This is a genomic window from Candidatus Accumulibacter contiguus (genome assembly GCF_036625285.1).
GTDB classification, from domain to species: Bacteria; Pseudomonadota; Gammaproteobacteria; order Burkholderiales; family Rhodocyclaceae; genus Accumulibacter; species Accumulibacter contiguus.
In genome coordinates this window covers 463,486-476,059 of sequence record NZ_JAZKUC010000002.1, presented here as the reverse complement: position 1 = coordinate 476,059, position 12,574 = coordinate 463,486, and the positions used below count along the sequence as shown (strand labels likewise).

Here is a 12,574-nt window from a genome sequence, read left to right as displayed (position 1 = left end):
CTTCCCCCTATCTGCTCTTGACCTGTCCCTGCTCGATGCGCCATGGCGCTCGGGGCAACGTTCCGGGAAAATTCCCGATGGCAGCTAGGCGCTGCCAGTCGAAGCAGGGGCCGGGATCGGTCTTGCGACCTGGAGAGATGTCGCTGTGCCCGACAAGCGCCGTGATCGGGTAGTGAATGCAGAGCCGCCGCAGCAGTTGCAGAAGACGGAGGTACTGCAGGTCCATGAATGGCAGATCGTCACAACCCTCCAGTTCAATCCCCAAGGAAAAGTCGTTGCACCGCGATCGCCCCTGCCAGGAAGAGAGGCCGGCATGCCAGGCACGCTGCCGGCAGGAGACAAACTGGATCAACTCGCCATCGCGGCGAACGAGAAAATGTGCCGAAACGCGGAGATGACTAATCTGCGCAAAGTAGGGGTGAGCAGCGGCGTCGAGTCGATTGGTAAATAAGCGCACGATATCCTCACTACCGAACTGCGCCGGTGGCAGGCTGATGGCATGGACAACGATCAGCGACACGCTCTCGCCCTCCGGGCGCTCATCACAATTGGGCGATTCGATATGCCGAGCGCCCTCGAGCCAGCCGTCAGACCGGACCGGACCTGCCGCCCCAGGCAAGGAGATCACTCTTCGATACCGAGGCGCTCGATGCGGTAACGCAGCGAACGGAAAGTCACGCCGAGCAGCCTGGCCGCTGCAGTACGGTTGAACGCCGTCTTGGCCAAGGCCTCAAGGATCGCCTGCCTCTCGACACGGTTGATGTAGTCGTCGAGCGTTTCACCGTCGCGGCCCACGCTATCACTGGCCGTCTTTTCCGGCGCCAGCTGCAGATCGTCGAGAGCCACCGTCCCATCGTTACACAGTGCCGTGGCCCGCTCGAGGATGTTTTCGAGCTCCCGCACATTGCCTGGAAAACTGTACGCTTTCAGCGCCGTCAGGGCTTGTGCTTGCAGCCGTGGCGGTTGTGCCCCGCAGATGCGTACCAGCAGCGCCTCTACCAGTGGCTCGACATCCTCCTCGCGTTCGCGCAAAGGCGGCATCTTGAGTTCGATGACGTTCACTCGGTAATAGAGATCCTGGCGAAAGGTTCCGGCATCAACGCAGTCACTGAGCAAACGGTGAGTCGCCGAGATGATGCGCACGTCGACGCCTTCTTCGACTGTGCTGCCAACCTTGCGTATCTTCTTTTCCTGAATGGCTCGCAACAGTTTGACCTGCATCGGCAGCGGCAAATCAGCCAGTTCGTCGAGAAACAGCGTTCCTCCATGAGCTGCCTGGAAGAAGCCCTCGCGATCGCCGTCCGCACCCGTGAATGCGCCCTTGCGATAACCGAAGAATTCGCTTTCCATCAGATTCTCGGGAATCGCTCCACAATTCACCGGCACGAAGGGCTCGGCACGACGGGCACTTTGATCGTGTATCAGGCGCGCGGCCAGTTCCTTTCCTGTCCCCGATTCCCCGGAGATATAGACCGGCGCCTGGGTACGGGCCAGCTTCTCGATCATGTCACGGACATGTTCAATCGCCGCCGAGTGCCCGATCAGTTGGGCGGCAAGACCGGGTGCTTCATCCCCGACGACGCCAGCCCGCCGACGCGGCAGACTGAGAGCAGATTTGATCAAGCTGCGCAATTGCTCCAGAGCTACCGGTTTGGCCAGATAGTCAAAAGCGCCTGCCTTTAACGCAGCCACCGCGTTCTGGGTACTGCCGAAAGCGGTGATCACCGCCACGGGGGTCTCTCCATAGCGCTCACCGATCAGCCGCACGATCTCCAGACCCTCTCCGTCCGGGAGACGCATGTCGGTGAGACACAGTTGATAGCGCTGCTGCCCGAGCAGCAGTCGCGCCTCCGCTACGCTTGCCGCACAGTCTGCGGAGAGTCCCATGCGCGCCAGCGTCAGATCGAGAAGCTCACGAATATCCGCCTCGTCGTCGACCACCAGCACTCTCGCCAACTCGCCGCGCGGGCGCCTTTCCGTTTTACCTGCTAACACCCGACCGCCCTCCCCAAGAGACAAAAATCGGCACCTGGCCCTAGCCCTGGCTTCTGGAGTTCAAGCTGCGCGCCATTCGCTTCGCACAACTCGCGTGCAATAAAAAGACCCAGGCCGGTACCACGATGATGTGTGGTAAAGAACGGCTCAAAGATCTGTTCGCGGCAAGCCTCATCGACGCCCTGACCATCGTCGATCACATGCAGTTCCAACTGATCATCGGCCCGGGCATCACAAACCAGCAGGCGAACGCTACCGGCAGCACGCTGCGAATGCCGCAACGCGTTGCCCAGAAGATTCCATAACACCTGATGAAAATGCGAACGATCGAAACAAAGAATGGCCCGGCCCGACAACTCCAGGCGGACCACATCTGCCGGCAAGTTCTCCTTGACCCGGCATTCCTCGATGAACAAAGGCAGCGCCTCGCGCAGGTCGATCCGTTCACGGTAGCTGCGGTCACGGCGACCAAGTTCCAGAATATCACTAACGATGCGCTCCAGACGCTGGGCATTGTCAAGAACGATGCGCAGCAGGCGCTCATACAGCTGGCCTCGCCGTTCTTCACGCAACAACTCGCCGGCATGACTGATCGCCGATAGCGGGTTGCGAATCTCGTGCGCGATGTTGGCGGTCAGCCGCCCGAGTGCAGCCAGTTTGATCTGCCGTGCCTGCTCCTGCAGACGGCCGATATCCTCAAGAAAAACAAGCACATCATTTTCAGTGCTGACGGTGCGAATGAAGCGCGCTCGCAATTGTATGCCACTCGCCGGCACGTTGACCAGCGCCGCCTCTTCGCCGGGGTTCTGGCACCAATTGACGAAACCCTGCGCCAGTTCGGGCGAGCACTCGCTGATCCCCTTGCCGCCATGCAATGCCAGCAGTTGCCTGGCGCGGGGGTTGCTCTGCCTGACCTGACCATCGCTGCTGAGCACCAGAACACCATCCTGCATCTCCTCGATCACGCGCTGGCTGATCACCGTCTGATTATTCAGGTCAACACCGCGCTGCCTTGCCAGCACTTCGTTGGCGATCACCCGACGAGCCAGCAGGCGAGCCGAAACGGCTACCGCAAAAAACCCGGCACTGAAGACCCCGGCATGGAAGAATCCGGCCGCATCGAAATCGTTCTGCAGTGCCCGATAAGACTGTTCGAACAGCACAGCGAGCGTTGCCATCGCCGCATAGAACAGCACCAGGCGACCCTGCCCGACCAGACCGGCACCGGCCAGTGTCACCAACAGCATCGATCCCAGTCCGCTACCCAGCCCGCCGCCAACATGAATCAGCAGCGTCATCACCAGTACATCAACCATGACGCTCGCAGTGAGCTGCATGCTGGCATGCTGACGATGGCGATACGCCACGATCACCGTCAGCGCAGTACTCGCCAGGTAGATTCCGGCCAGCATCAGGTGCTGCAAACCCTGATGCGGAGTGAGCACAGGAAAGGCGGACGGGTACAGCAGCGCGGAGCAGAAAAGCAGCAAGGCTACCGCAAAGCGGTAGAGGTTGAAATAGCGCAGCGATTTCCAGTGCGTCTCGGAGAAGCGCTCGATGCCAACCTCTGGCGTGCTCAACATGACCACTCAGGTGCCGTCGGACTGGGCTTCACGAAGGTGGGCAACGCAGCAGTAGTAACGATCATTGGCCAGAATGCTCTCGCTGACTGGCTGATTGACACCACAGTGGGCACATTGAACCATGCGCTCGGCTTCGAGTTCTTCGGTCGGCGGTCGAATCGTGCTGCGCGCCGTGCACGACTTGCGCCAGGCCCACCAGACAAACCACACCAGCCCGATTAACAGTAAAAATTTTGTCATTGCCAGAGAAGTCCTGCAGAACGCACAAGCATAGCAGAACGATGGCGAGCAGAGAGCATCGCCAATCGGATTCGGGCAATCGTCCGGGTTGAAGACCGGTGCAGCGCGTGTGTCGGGAAAGACCGACAGGCAACGGTTGGTCGGGGCGAGAGGATTCGAACCTCCGACTCCTGCGTCCCGAACGCAGTACTCTACCAGGCTGAGCTACGCCCCGACCGATGCGATTACAGCGCTAATAACTTCTAGCTACTGCAAAGAGGCATAATTCTAACAAGGAATCCTTGTATTGAGAAGTAGGTACGAGATCCAGCGCAATCGCAGCGCGCTCAGCCTCCGCCTTGGCCTTCTGTTTTGCGTATTCGAGCGCCCCGGTGGCGCGAATCGCTGCCAACACCTCAGGCAAGTCGTCACGCCCACCACTCTCTATCGCGCGTCGTACGCAAGCCGCCTGCGCTGTAGTCCCATTCTGAAGTACGAAAATCAGCGGCAGTGTCGGCTTGCCTTCAGCCAGGTCGTCGCCAAGATGCTTGCCGGTCTCCTGTTCGGCGCCCGAATAGTCAAGCACATCGTCAATCAACTGAAACGCCGTCCCCAGGTGTATGCCGTAGGTCGCCATCGCCTGCTCGATGGCAGCAGTGGCACCACCAATGATCGCCCCCAGTTGCGCCGCCGCCTCGAACAGCTTCGCCGTCTTGTAGCGGATGACTTGCAGGTAGCTCGCCTCATCGAGGTCTGCATCATGACAGTTCATCAATTGCAGCACTTCGCCCTCGGCAATGACGTTGGTCGCGTCTGACAACACCTGCATGACGCGCATGTCATTGACTGCAACCATCATCTGAAAGGCTCGCGAATACAGGAAGTCACCCACCAGCACGCTGGCCGAATTACCGAACATCGCGTTGGCGGTTTCACGACCGCGCCGCAGGTCGGAAGCGTCGACCACATCGTCATGCAGCAAGGTGGCCGTGTGGATGAACTCGATCACCGCCGAGAGTTCGTGATGATATGCACCGCGATAACCCAGCGCGCCAGCCGAGAGCAGCACCAGCGCCGGACGCAGTCTCTTGCCGCCGCTCTGCACGATGTACTCGGCGACCTGCCGGACCAGCACCACATCGGAATGGAGGCGCTGGCGGATCACTGCGTCAACCGCTTCCAGGTCGGACCTGATCAGGTTGTATAACTGCTCCATTCTCACCACACAGCACCTTGGCACAAAAAACTCCGCGATCTTAGGCGCCGACCCGTCCTGCGTCAACTACAGGAACTGCCAAGCAAAATATCCGGTGCTCGCTGCCCGCGCAGAAGGAAGTCCGGGTCCGCTAGCCGCTTGACGAGGCGCCCGCCGTCGAAGAACCCGCCGAGCCGCCGCGGTTGCTGCCGGCCACCATCCGGAATTCATAGAGACGGCACTCCAGCGCCCCGTTGAACAGGGGTGTCTTCCTGCTCGGGGTCAGGCGGACAGTTTCGGCAGACGGGTGTCGGCGCTGATCAGGTAGCAGTTCCAGCCAGCGAAGCGGCGCTTCAGGGCACTGCCGAGCAGAGGGTAGAACTGTGCCAGTTCGTCATGGTCGGAGACGCGCTCACCGTAAGGCGGGTTGCTGACCAGGATGCCATGCTCGGCGGGCGCATTGATTTCGAGCAGGTCGCCGGTGCTCAGGTGACTGCCGGCAGCAGTCCGGCGCGGTCGAGGTTGGCCAGCGTCGCGCGAACGGCAACCGGCGAGATATCGCTGCCGAAAATTCCCGCCTCGCCGTGCAGCCAGCTTTCGTTGCACGCGCGGCATCGAGCAGCCGCTGCCAGGCGGCGGCGTCGAAATGACGCAGCTGCTGAAAGCGAAATCCCGCCCGGCCCCGGCGCCACGCCGAGCGCGATCTGTGCCGCCTCGAGCAGGAAGGTACCGCTGCCGCACATCGGGTCGAGCAGAGCGACGCCGGCTGCCAGCCGCTCAGGCGCAGAATGCCGGCGGCCAGATTTTCCTTCAGCGGCGCATCGACGGTCTTCTGGCGAAAACCGCGCTGGTAGAGCGGTGCGCCCGAGGTATCGAGATAGAGCGTGCATTCGTCCTTGCTGATGAAGCCGTGCACCCGCACCTCCGGCTGGCGGGTATCGACACTCGGACGAGTCCCGGTCATCGGGCGAAAGCGATCACAGACGGCGTCCTTGATGCGCAGGGTGACGAAGTCGAGGCTCTTCAGCGGGCTCTTGACGGCGTTGACGTCTACCCGAATGGTCTGCTCGGGAACGAACCACTTTGGCCAGGGGGTGTCGAGTGCCAGGCGGTAGATGTCTTCCTCGGTGCCATAGGGCGCCAGCGCCACCCGCCAGAGAATGCGCGTGGCAATCCGCGAGTGGAGATTGGCACGGTAGCAGGCCGGCCAGTCGGCAAGGAAATGCACGCCGCCGAAGATCTGTTTGAGGTCACGCGCACCCGCCGCGACGAGGTCTTCAAGCCAGCAGTTGCTCGAGCCGCGCGGGCAGCTTGCAAAAAACTTTTCCACGATGGTTTGTCTCCCGGCAGGTGAACTAGAACGGCTTGACCACGGCAGGTAGGTCACCACCAGCAGCACCAGCACTGGCATTTCGTTGAACCAGCGGTACCAGACGTGACTGTGCGTGCGTTGCGCCCGGCCTGGAAGTCGCGCAAAGGCGACCACAATACGCGTGATAAGCCAGCAGCGCCACCACCAGCGCCGTCTTGGCGTGCAGCCAGCCGCCCGAGAAGCCGAAACCGAACCACAGCCACAGACCCAGGCGACGCCAGAACGGCAATCGGGGTCATGAAACGATAGAGCTTGCCGGCCATCAGCAGCAGGCGATCACGCTCGGCGACGCTGTCCGGCGCAACCATCGCCAGATTGACGAAGATACGCGGCAGGTAGAACAGGCCGGCAAACCAGCTGACCACCATCCACAGATGCAGCACCTTGACGATCAACACCGTGCTTCCTTTCCGTGTCAGGCCGCGGCGACGCCATCATCGACCGGGCATAGCGCAGCCTGACGTGCAGTTCCTTCTTGACCCGCTGGTTGAGCAGACGGCGGGATTCGCTCATGAACGACAACTGCAGCGGCGACAGTTGCTCTCGGCGTCGCGGCGCGACAAGGCGAGGCACCCTGGCAGACCGAAACGATCGGCAACGAGATCGAAATAGTCACCCATCCTGATCCGAATCGTCGCTCGCATTGTAGATGCGGTTGCTGCGCCCGTAGCGAAGCGCGGCACAGGTCAGCATCGCCAGATCGTCGGCATGAATATGGTTGGTATAGACGTCGTCCGCCGCGCACAGCGCCGGCGTTCCCTTGCGCAAACGGTCGAGCGGCAGGCGATCGGCGGCATAGATGCCGGGCACGCGCAGGATGCTGACGACGACGCCTCGGTGGGCCAAAAGCGCGTAGCTGGCGCTCGGCATCAACGCGGCGACAGGCACGCGCCGTCGCCGGCCGCAAGCTGCGCGTTTCGTCAATCCGCGCCCCTGGCAATCGCCATAGACGCCGGTGGTGCTTATATACACGATGCGCTGTGGTAGACTCCGCCGCGGGCCAGCGCGGCAAGCAGGCCACGGGTCCGGGTATCACGCCGACATCCTGGGATCTTCTGTCGGCGGCCGGCGGCGGTGCCAGATGGACGATGATGTCAGCCAGACCGGCAATGCGCTGCAGGCTGGCTGGCTGATCGAGGTCGGCCAGCACGGGTCGGGCACCGTTTTCGCGCCAGAAGGCGCACTGCCCGGGTCGCGTAACCAGCGCGAAGACGCGGTAATGGCCAAGCAGACGGGGCAGCAGCGGCGGCAATATCACCGCAGCCGACGATCAATAGTTTTTGCACTGCGCAATTTTACCGGATTAGGACATCAGCGGAGAGTCCATGGGTTTTCAGGTCAGTGTTCAGCCGAGCCGGCACAGTTTTCACGCCGAGCCTGACGAGACGATTCTCGAAGCCGCGCTGCGTCAGGGATTGAGTCTGCCCTACGGCTGCCGGGATGGGGTTTGTGGCAGCTGTCGGGGCAAGGTCCTGGCCGGCGAGCTGGCGCACGGCAAAGCCCAGCTCGAAGTGCTCAGTGAAGCCGACCGCCAGGCCGGCTTTGCCCTCTTCTGCTGCGCCATGGCGAGAAGCGACCTGTGCCTCGAGAGCAGGGAAGTTCGCTCGCTCGAGGATATTCCGATCAGGACCTTGCCGGCGCGCGTGCACAAGCTGACGCGCGCAGCGCCGGACGTGATGATCATCGACCTCAAGCTGCCCGCCAATGAGCGCCTGCAGTTTCTCGCCGGCCAATACGTGGACATTCTGCTCAAGGAAGGCCGGCGCCGCTCGTTCTCGCTGGCCAACGCCCCGCACGCGGACGCCTTTCTCAGTTGCATGTTCGCCAGGTGCCCGGCGGCCAGTTCACCGATCATCTCTTCGAGCACCATGAAGGAACGCGACCTCCTGCGCCTGCGCGGACCGCACGGCAGCTTCTTCCTGCGCGAGGACTCCGGCAAACCGATGCTGCTGGTCGCCGGTGGCACCGGCTTTGCGCCGATCAAGGCGATCGTCGAACACGCCATTGCGGAAGGCAACGCACGACCCATGCACATCTACTGGGGTGGTCGCTGTCGCGCCGACCTTTACCTGCTGGCCGGCTGGCCGAACAGTGGCCTGTGCAGCATCCCCACATTGATTTCACCCCGGTCCTCTCCGACTCGCCGGCAGCGAACACTGGCCGGGTCGACGCGGCCTGGTGCATGCTGTGGCGATGGCTGATCACCCCACCTTTCCGGCCATCAGGCCTACGTCTGCGGCTCACCGGCGATGGTGCCTGCGCCAGGCGGGATTTCCTCACTCACTGCCAGTTGCCGCCAGAGGAATTCTTTGCTGACTCCTTCGACTTTGCTGCCGATACCCTGGAGGCGATGAGCGCGAAGCGTGCAGCTTCAACAATCGAATGGTTCTTCCGAACCAGGGTTGCTCCGATGAATGAAGTTTTCATGTCCCGCCAGCCGCTGGTCAATCGCCAGAGCCGGATCATCGCCACCCGACTGACGCTCCACCTGGGAAACCAGGGGGCATGCCGGATGCAGTGAGCACCCTCGACGCGCTGGCCGACGTCTGGCCACCTGGAGGAAAAGCCGGTGTTCATCAGTTGCGGCCAGAGCCAGCTGTGATGCCAGCCTGCTCGACTGGTCGACTCCGGAACGCGACCATCGAATTGCCGGCGGCAACGCTGCTCAGCGAGCAGGGACCGGACCTGATCGCCGCGCTGCAGACCTGGCAACCGACGCTCTGCCTGCACTTTGATCCGCAGGCAGCGCAGGCGATGACGATCGGCGTGCCAGTGCCGTTTCATCGGCTTCGACGCCCAGCGCTTCACGCTGGCCCAACTCAAGCTGCTCGCCGCCCGGACCCGCTCGATCGGCATCGGCATCGCTTTCAATGTCGAAACAGCGGCAGATTTCCGGGCCTGCATGGATGCGGGAATGACTGCCGCCTCCGGCTGGTTTTTCACCTCGCCGAGCCAGCGTACCGGCAAAGAAGCTCAATGCCGGACAGGCGAACATCGTGCGGGTGCTCAATCTGGTCCGCAAGAACGCCGAAATCCGGGAAATCGAAGCGGCGCTCAAGCAGGATGTCGCGATTTCGTACAAGCTGCTGCGCTACATCAATTCAGCCGGTTTCGGCCTGTCCTGTGAGATCCAGTCGTTTCGGCACGCCGTCAGCATGCTCGGCTACGACAAGCTCAACCGCTGGTTGTCACTGCTTGCTGGGGACGGCAAGCAAGGACCCGATGGCGCCCGCATTGATGTACACGGCCCTGCTCAGAGCCCGCCTGATGGAGCTGCTGGCCAGCGGCCTGGTCGACAAGTCGGAGTACGACAACCTGTTCATCACCGGCGCTTTCTCCTTGCTCGACGCGCTGCTCGGCGTCGGCATGGAACAGGTGCTCGAGGCGATGCGCCTGCCTGAGCCGATCTGCGACGCCCTGCTCGGCAACGGCGGTCGCTATCAGGCCCTTCCTCGAACTGGCGCTGGCCAGCGAGCGCCAACGATGGCGCAGGCGATCGCCGAGCAGGCGGCCATGCTTGGCCTGACCGCCACGCAATTCAACCGCGCCCAGGTGCAGGCGCTGGCTTTCGCCGATGCGATGGAGTTCTAGGGCCAGCGCTGTGGCAAGTGCCCGCTATTCGCCGAGATAGCAGGCGCGCACCTTGGGGTCGGCCAGCAGCTTGTTCGACTCGTCGGTCACCGTGATCTCGCCGCTCTCCATGACGTAGCCACGCTGACTGACCTCCAGCGCCAGCTTGGCATTCTGCTCGACGAGCAGGATGGTCATGCCTCGCTGGCCACCGCACGAATCACCTCGAAGATTTTCTGCACCATGATCGGCGCGAGTCCCATCGACGGCTCGTCGAGCAGCAGCAGCCGCGGTTTGCTCATCAGCGCCCGGCCAATCGCCAGCATCTGCTGTTCCCCACCCGAGAGCGTTCCTGCCACTTGCTGCGCCCTTTCCTTGAGGCGGGGAAAGAGCCCGAGCACCTGTTCGAGGTCGCGCCTCGATGGCCGTCCTTGTCATTGCGCGCGTAGGCACCCATGTACAGGTTCTCGAGGCTGGTCATGCGCGGGAAGACCCCCCTGCCCTCGGGCACCAGCGCAATCCCTTCACCACCAGGCGGTGCGGCGGCAAGGCCAGAAGTTCCTTGCCGCGATAGCGGACGCTGCCGCCGGCGGGATCGAGCAATCGGACAGCGCTCGCAAGGTGCTGCTCTTGCCGGCACCGTTGGCACCGATCAGCGCCACCATCTCGCCTTCGTTGACATGAAAGGTGATGCCACGAACGGCCTGGATACCACCATAGGAAACGCGCAATCCGTTAACTTCGAGCATGATTCATCCGTTCCCTTCAGGCCACCGACCCACCGAGGTAGGCCTCGATCACGCGCGGATCCTTCTGCACCACCGACGGCACGTCCTCACAGATCTTCTCGCCGTAGTCGAGTACCGCCACCCGCCCACAAGCCCATCACCAGTTTGACGTCATGCTCGATCAGCAGATACCGTCACACCATCCCGGCAGATGCCCTCGACCAGCACGCGCAAAGCCTCGGTTTCGGTGCCGTTCATTCCCGCGGCCGGTTCGTCGAGCGCGAGCAGCTTGGGTTCGGTGGCCAGGGCACGGGCAATCTCCAGGCGCCGCTGATCGCCGTAGGACAGATGCCGGGCGTAGTCATGTGCCCGCTCATGAATTCCCACATAGTGCAGCAGTTCTTCGGCCCGGCGAGCAATCGCCGCCTCTTCGGCACGCGTCGCCGGGTTGCGGGTGATCGCGCCAAAGACGCCGGCGTGCGTCCGCAAATGGCGTCCGACCATGACGTTCTCGATTGCCGTCATGTTGCCGAACAGGCGAATGTTCTGAAAGGTGCGGGCGATCCCGACTTCGGCCGCCTTGTGCGGCGCATCGGCCTCGAGTTTGACGCCGTCGAAGACGAAATGGCCGCTCTCGTTCTTGTACAGACCGGTCAGGCAATTGAAGAAAGTCGTCTTGCCGGCGCCATTCGGCCCGATCAGGCCATAGATCTCGCCCCGGCGAATGGTCAGCGAAACATCGTGCAAAGCCTTGACACCGCCGAAATGCTTGGCGACCTCATGCGCTTCGAGAAGAAGTGGTGCTGGCTCATGGTCAATCCGTCACCTCGGCCAGTTCGCGGCGACGCAGCGACGATGGCCACAGGCCAGCCGGACGGAAGCGCATCACAAGTACCAGAGCGAGGCCGAAGACCAGCATCCGCAAGCTCTCCGGGTCAATGATCATGCGCCCGAAGAGCGGCCGCTGCAGCGGCTCGATGCCATAGCGCAAGGCTTCGGGCAAGACCAGTCAACAGAACGGCACCGAGGATCACCCCGGGGATGTGGCCCATGCCGCCGAGAACGACCATCGCCAGAATGGTGATCGATTCCATCAGCGAGAAGCTCTCGGGGCTGACGAATCCCTGCATCGCTGCAAAAGACACCGCCGGCGATACCGCCGAACGAGGCGCCCATGGCGAAGGCCAGCAACTTGATGTTCCGGGTATTGATGCCGCAGGCCTTGGCAGCCACCTCGTCCTCGCGAATCGCCTGCCAGGCGCGACCGATGCGCGAATCCTGCAAGCGGATATTGACGACGATCACCAGGATGGCCAGGGCAACCAGCAGAAAGTAGTACTTCTGCGGACCGGAAAGGGTCACGCCAAGGAAGGTACTGGTCTGGGCGAAGGAAAAATCGCCGATCCGGATCGGATCGATCAGGGTGATTCCCTGCGCGCCGTTGGTGACGTTGATCGGCGCGTTGAGATTGTTCATGAAGATGCGGATGATCTCACCAAAACCGAGCGTGACGATCGCCAGATAGTCGCCCGCAAGTTTCAGGGTCGGTGCGCCGAGCAGAACTCCGAAATAGACACGCCAGTCCGGCGCCCAGCGGCAGAATCACCCAGAATGGCAGGTGAATACCGAAATGCGGCGATGCCAGGAGTGCGTAGGTATAGGCGCCGACCGCGTAGAAGGCGACGTAACCGAGGTCGAGCAAACCGGCATAGCCGACGACGATATTCAGACCCAGCGCCAGGAAGATGTAGAGAATCGCGAAGTTGGCAATACGCACCCAGGCCTGGCCACCCAGTGCGGCAACGAAAGGCACGGCCAGCAGGACGACAGCGAGCAACAGCAGACCCAGCCAATGTCGCTGCCAGGAAACCGAGACGGAGCTCCGGATGCGGCCGTTCATGCGCGATCTCCA

9 protein-coding genes, 1 tRNA gene and 7 pseudogenes are annotated in these 12,574 nt (G+C 62.1%); 3 read left to right on the top strand and 14 right to left on the bottom strand.

Annotated elements, in window-relative coordinates; translation table 11 throughout:
* Window positions 1–7: 7 nt before the first annotated feature.
* From ampD to V5B59_RS20660, 10 genes and pseudogenes are all read right to left on the bottom strand, one after another.
* Entirely contained in the window at window positions 8–619 is a 612-nt protein-coding gene (gene ampD / locus V5B59_RS20700; protein ID WP_169069085.1) for a 1,6-anhydro-N-acetylmuramyl-L-alanine amidase AmpD, read from the bottom strand.
* Window positions 620–624: 5 nt separating this feature from the next.
* Window positions 625–1,995, bottom strand: a complete 1,371-nt coding sequence (locus tag V5B59_RS20695; RefSeq protein WP_169069050.1) for a sigma-54-dependent transcriptional regulator — start codon at window positions 1,993–1,995, stop codon at window positions 625–627.
* Window positions 1,989–3,578 carry a two-component system sensor histidine kinase NtrB gene (locus tag V5B59_RS20690; RefSeq protein ID WP_288132303.1) on the bottom strand — a complete coding sequence of 530 codons (1,590 nt, stop codon included), beginning with the start codon at window positions 3,576–3,578 and terminating at the stop codon, window positions 1,989–1,991. The genes V5B59_RS20695 and V5B59_RS20690 overlap by 7 nt, the downstream gene beginning before the upstream one ends.
* A gap of 6 nt (window positions 3,579–3,584) precedes the next feature.
* Window positions 3,585–3,818 (bottom strand): PP0621 family protein, encoded by a 234-nt coding sequence (locus V5B59_RS20685; protein WP_034914629.1) that lies wholly within the window; start codon window positions 3,816–3,818, stop codon window positions 3,585–3,587.
* Window positions 3,819–3,955: 137 nt separating this feature from the next.
* Window positions 3,956–4,032 (bottom strand) — tRNA-Pro (locus tag V5B59_RS20680).
* 18 nt (window positions 4,033–4,050) lie between these two features.
* Window positions 4,051–5,013 carry a polyprenyl synthetase family protein gene (locus tag V5B59_RS20675; protein WP_211203268.1) on the bottom strand — a complete coding sequence of 321 codons (963 nt, stop codon included), beginning with the start codon at window positions 5,011–5,013 and terminating at the stop codon, window positions 4,051–4,053.
* A gap of 261 nt (window positions 5,014–5,274) precedes the next feature.
* Window positions 5,275–5,735 (bottom strand): annotated as a pseudogene (locus V5B59_RS26375) (hypothetical protein).
* 140 nt (window positions 5,736–5,875) lie between these two features.
* Window positions 5,876–6,322, bottom strand: a pseudogene (locus tag V5B59_RS26370) (THUMP domain-containing protein); the annotation flags it as partial.
* A gap of 25 nt (window positions 6,323–6,347) precedes the next feature.
* Window positions 6,348–6,762, bottom strand: a pseudogene (locus V5B59_RS20665) (CopD family protein).
* 214 nt (window positions 6,763–6,976) lie between these two features.
* Window positions 6,977–7,252: a hypothetical protein gene (locus V5B59_RS20660; RefSeq protein WP_332352291.1), complete on the bottom strand. Its 276-nt coding sequence runs from the start codon at window positions 7,250–7,252 to the stop codon at window positions 6,977–6,979.
* A 437-nt stretch (window positions 7,253–7,689) separates the two neighbouring features.
* On the opposite strand from V5B59_RS20660, the gene V5B59_RS20655 reads away from it, so the two are divergent.
* The gene (locus V5B59_RS20655; RefSeq protein ID WP_332352290.1) at window positions 7,690–8,565 is read left to right on the top strand and encodes a 2Fe-2S iron-sulfur cluster-binding protein; all 876 of its coding nucleotides are present in this window, start codon (window positions 7,690–7,692) and stop codon (window positions 8,563–8,565) included.
* Between the two features lie 79 nt (window positions 8,566–8,644).
* Here the strand turns inward: V5B59_RS20655 and V5B59_RS20650 are convergent, their stop codons facing one another.
* Window positions 8,645–9,331 carry a hypothetical protein gene (locus V5B59_RS20650; protein WP_332352289.1) on the bottom strand — a complete coding sequence of 229 codons (687 nt, stop codon included), beginning with the start codon at window positions 9,329–9,331 and terminating at the stop codon, window positions 8,645–8,647.
* 29 nt (window positions 9,332–9,360) lie between these two features.
* Here V5B59_RS20650 and V5B59_RS20645 point away from each other — a divergent pair.
* Both V5B59_RS20645 and V5B59_RS20640 read left to right on the top strand, forming a co-directional pair.
* Window positions 9,361–9,483: pseudogene (locus tag V5B59_RS20645) on the top strand (EAL and HDOD domain-containing protein); the annotation flags it as partial.
* Window positions 9,484–9,586: 103 nt separating this feature from the next.
* Complete coding sequence (locus tag V5B59_RS20640; protein WP_332352491.1) at window positions 9,587–9,955, top strand: hypothetical protein; 369 nt, start codon at window positions 9,587–9,589, stop codon at window positions 9,953–9,955.
* A gap of 24 nt (window positions 9,956–9,979) precedes the next feature.
* Here the strand turns inward: V5B59_RS20640 and V5B59_RS20635 are convergent.
* The 3 pseudogenes from V5B59_RS20635 to V5B59_RS20625 all read right to left on the bottom strand — a co-directional run bounded on the left by V5B59_RS20635 (window position 9,980) and on the right by V5B59_RS20625 (window position 12,562).
* A pseudogene (locus V5B59_RS20635) lies at window positions 9,980–10,683 on the bottom strand (ABC transporter ATP-binding protein).
* A gap of 16 nt (window positions 10,684–10,699) precedes the next feature.
* Window positions 10,700–11,481 (bottom strand): annotated as a pseudogene (locus V5B59_RS20630) (ABC transporter ATP-binding protein).
* Window positions 11,477–12,562: pseudogene (locus V5B59_RS20625) on the bottom strand (ABC transporter permease subunit). The pseudogenes V5B59_RS20630 and V5B59_RS20625 overlap by 5 nt, the downstream one beginning before the upstream one ends.
* Window positions 12,563–12,574 lie beyond the last annotated feature (12 nt).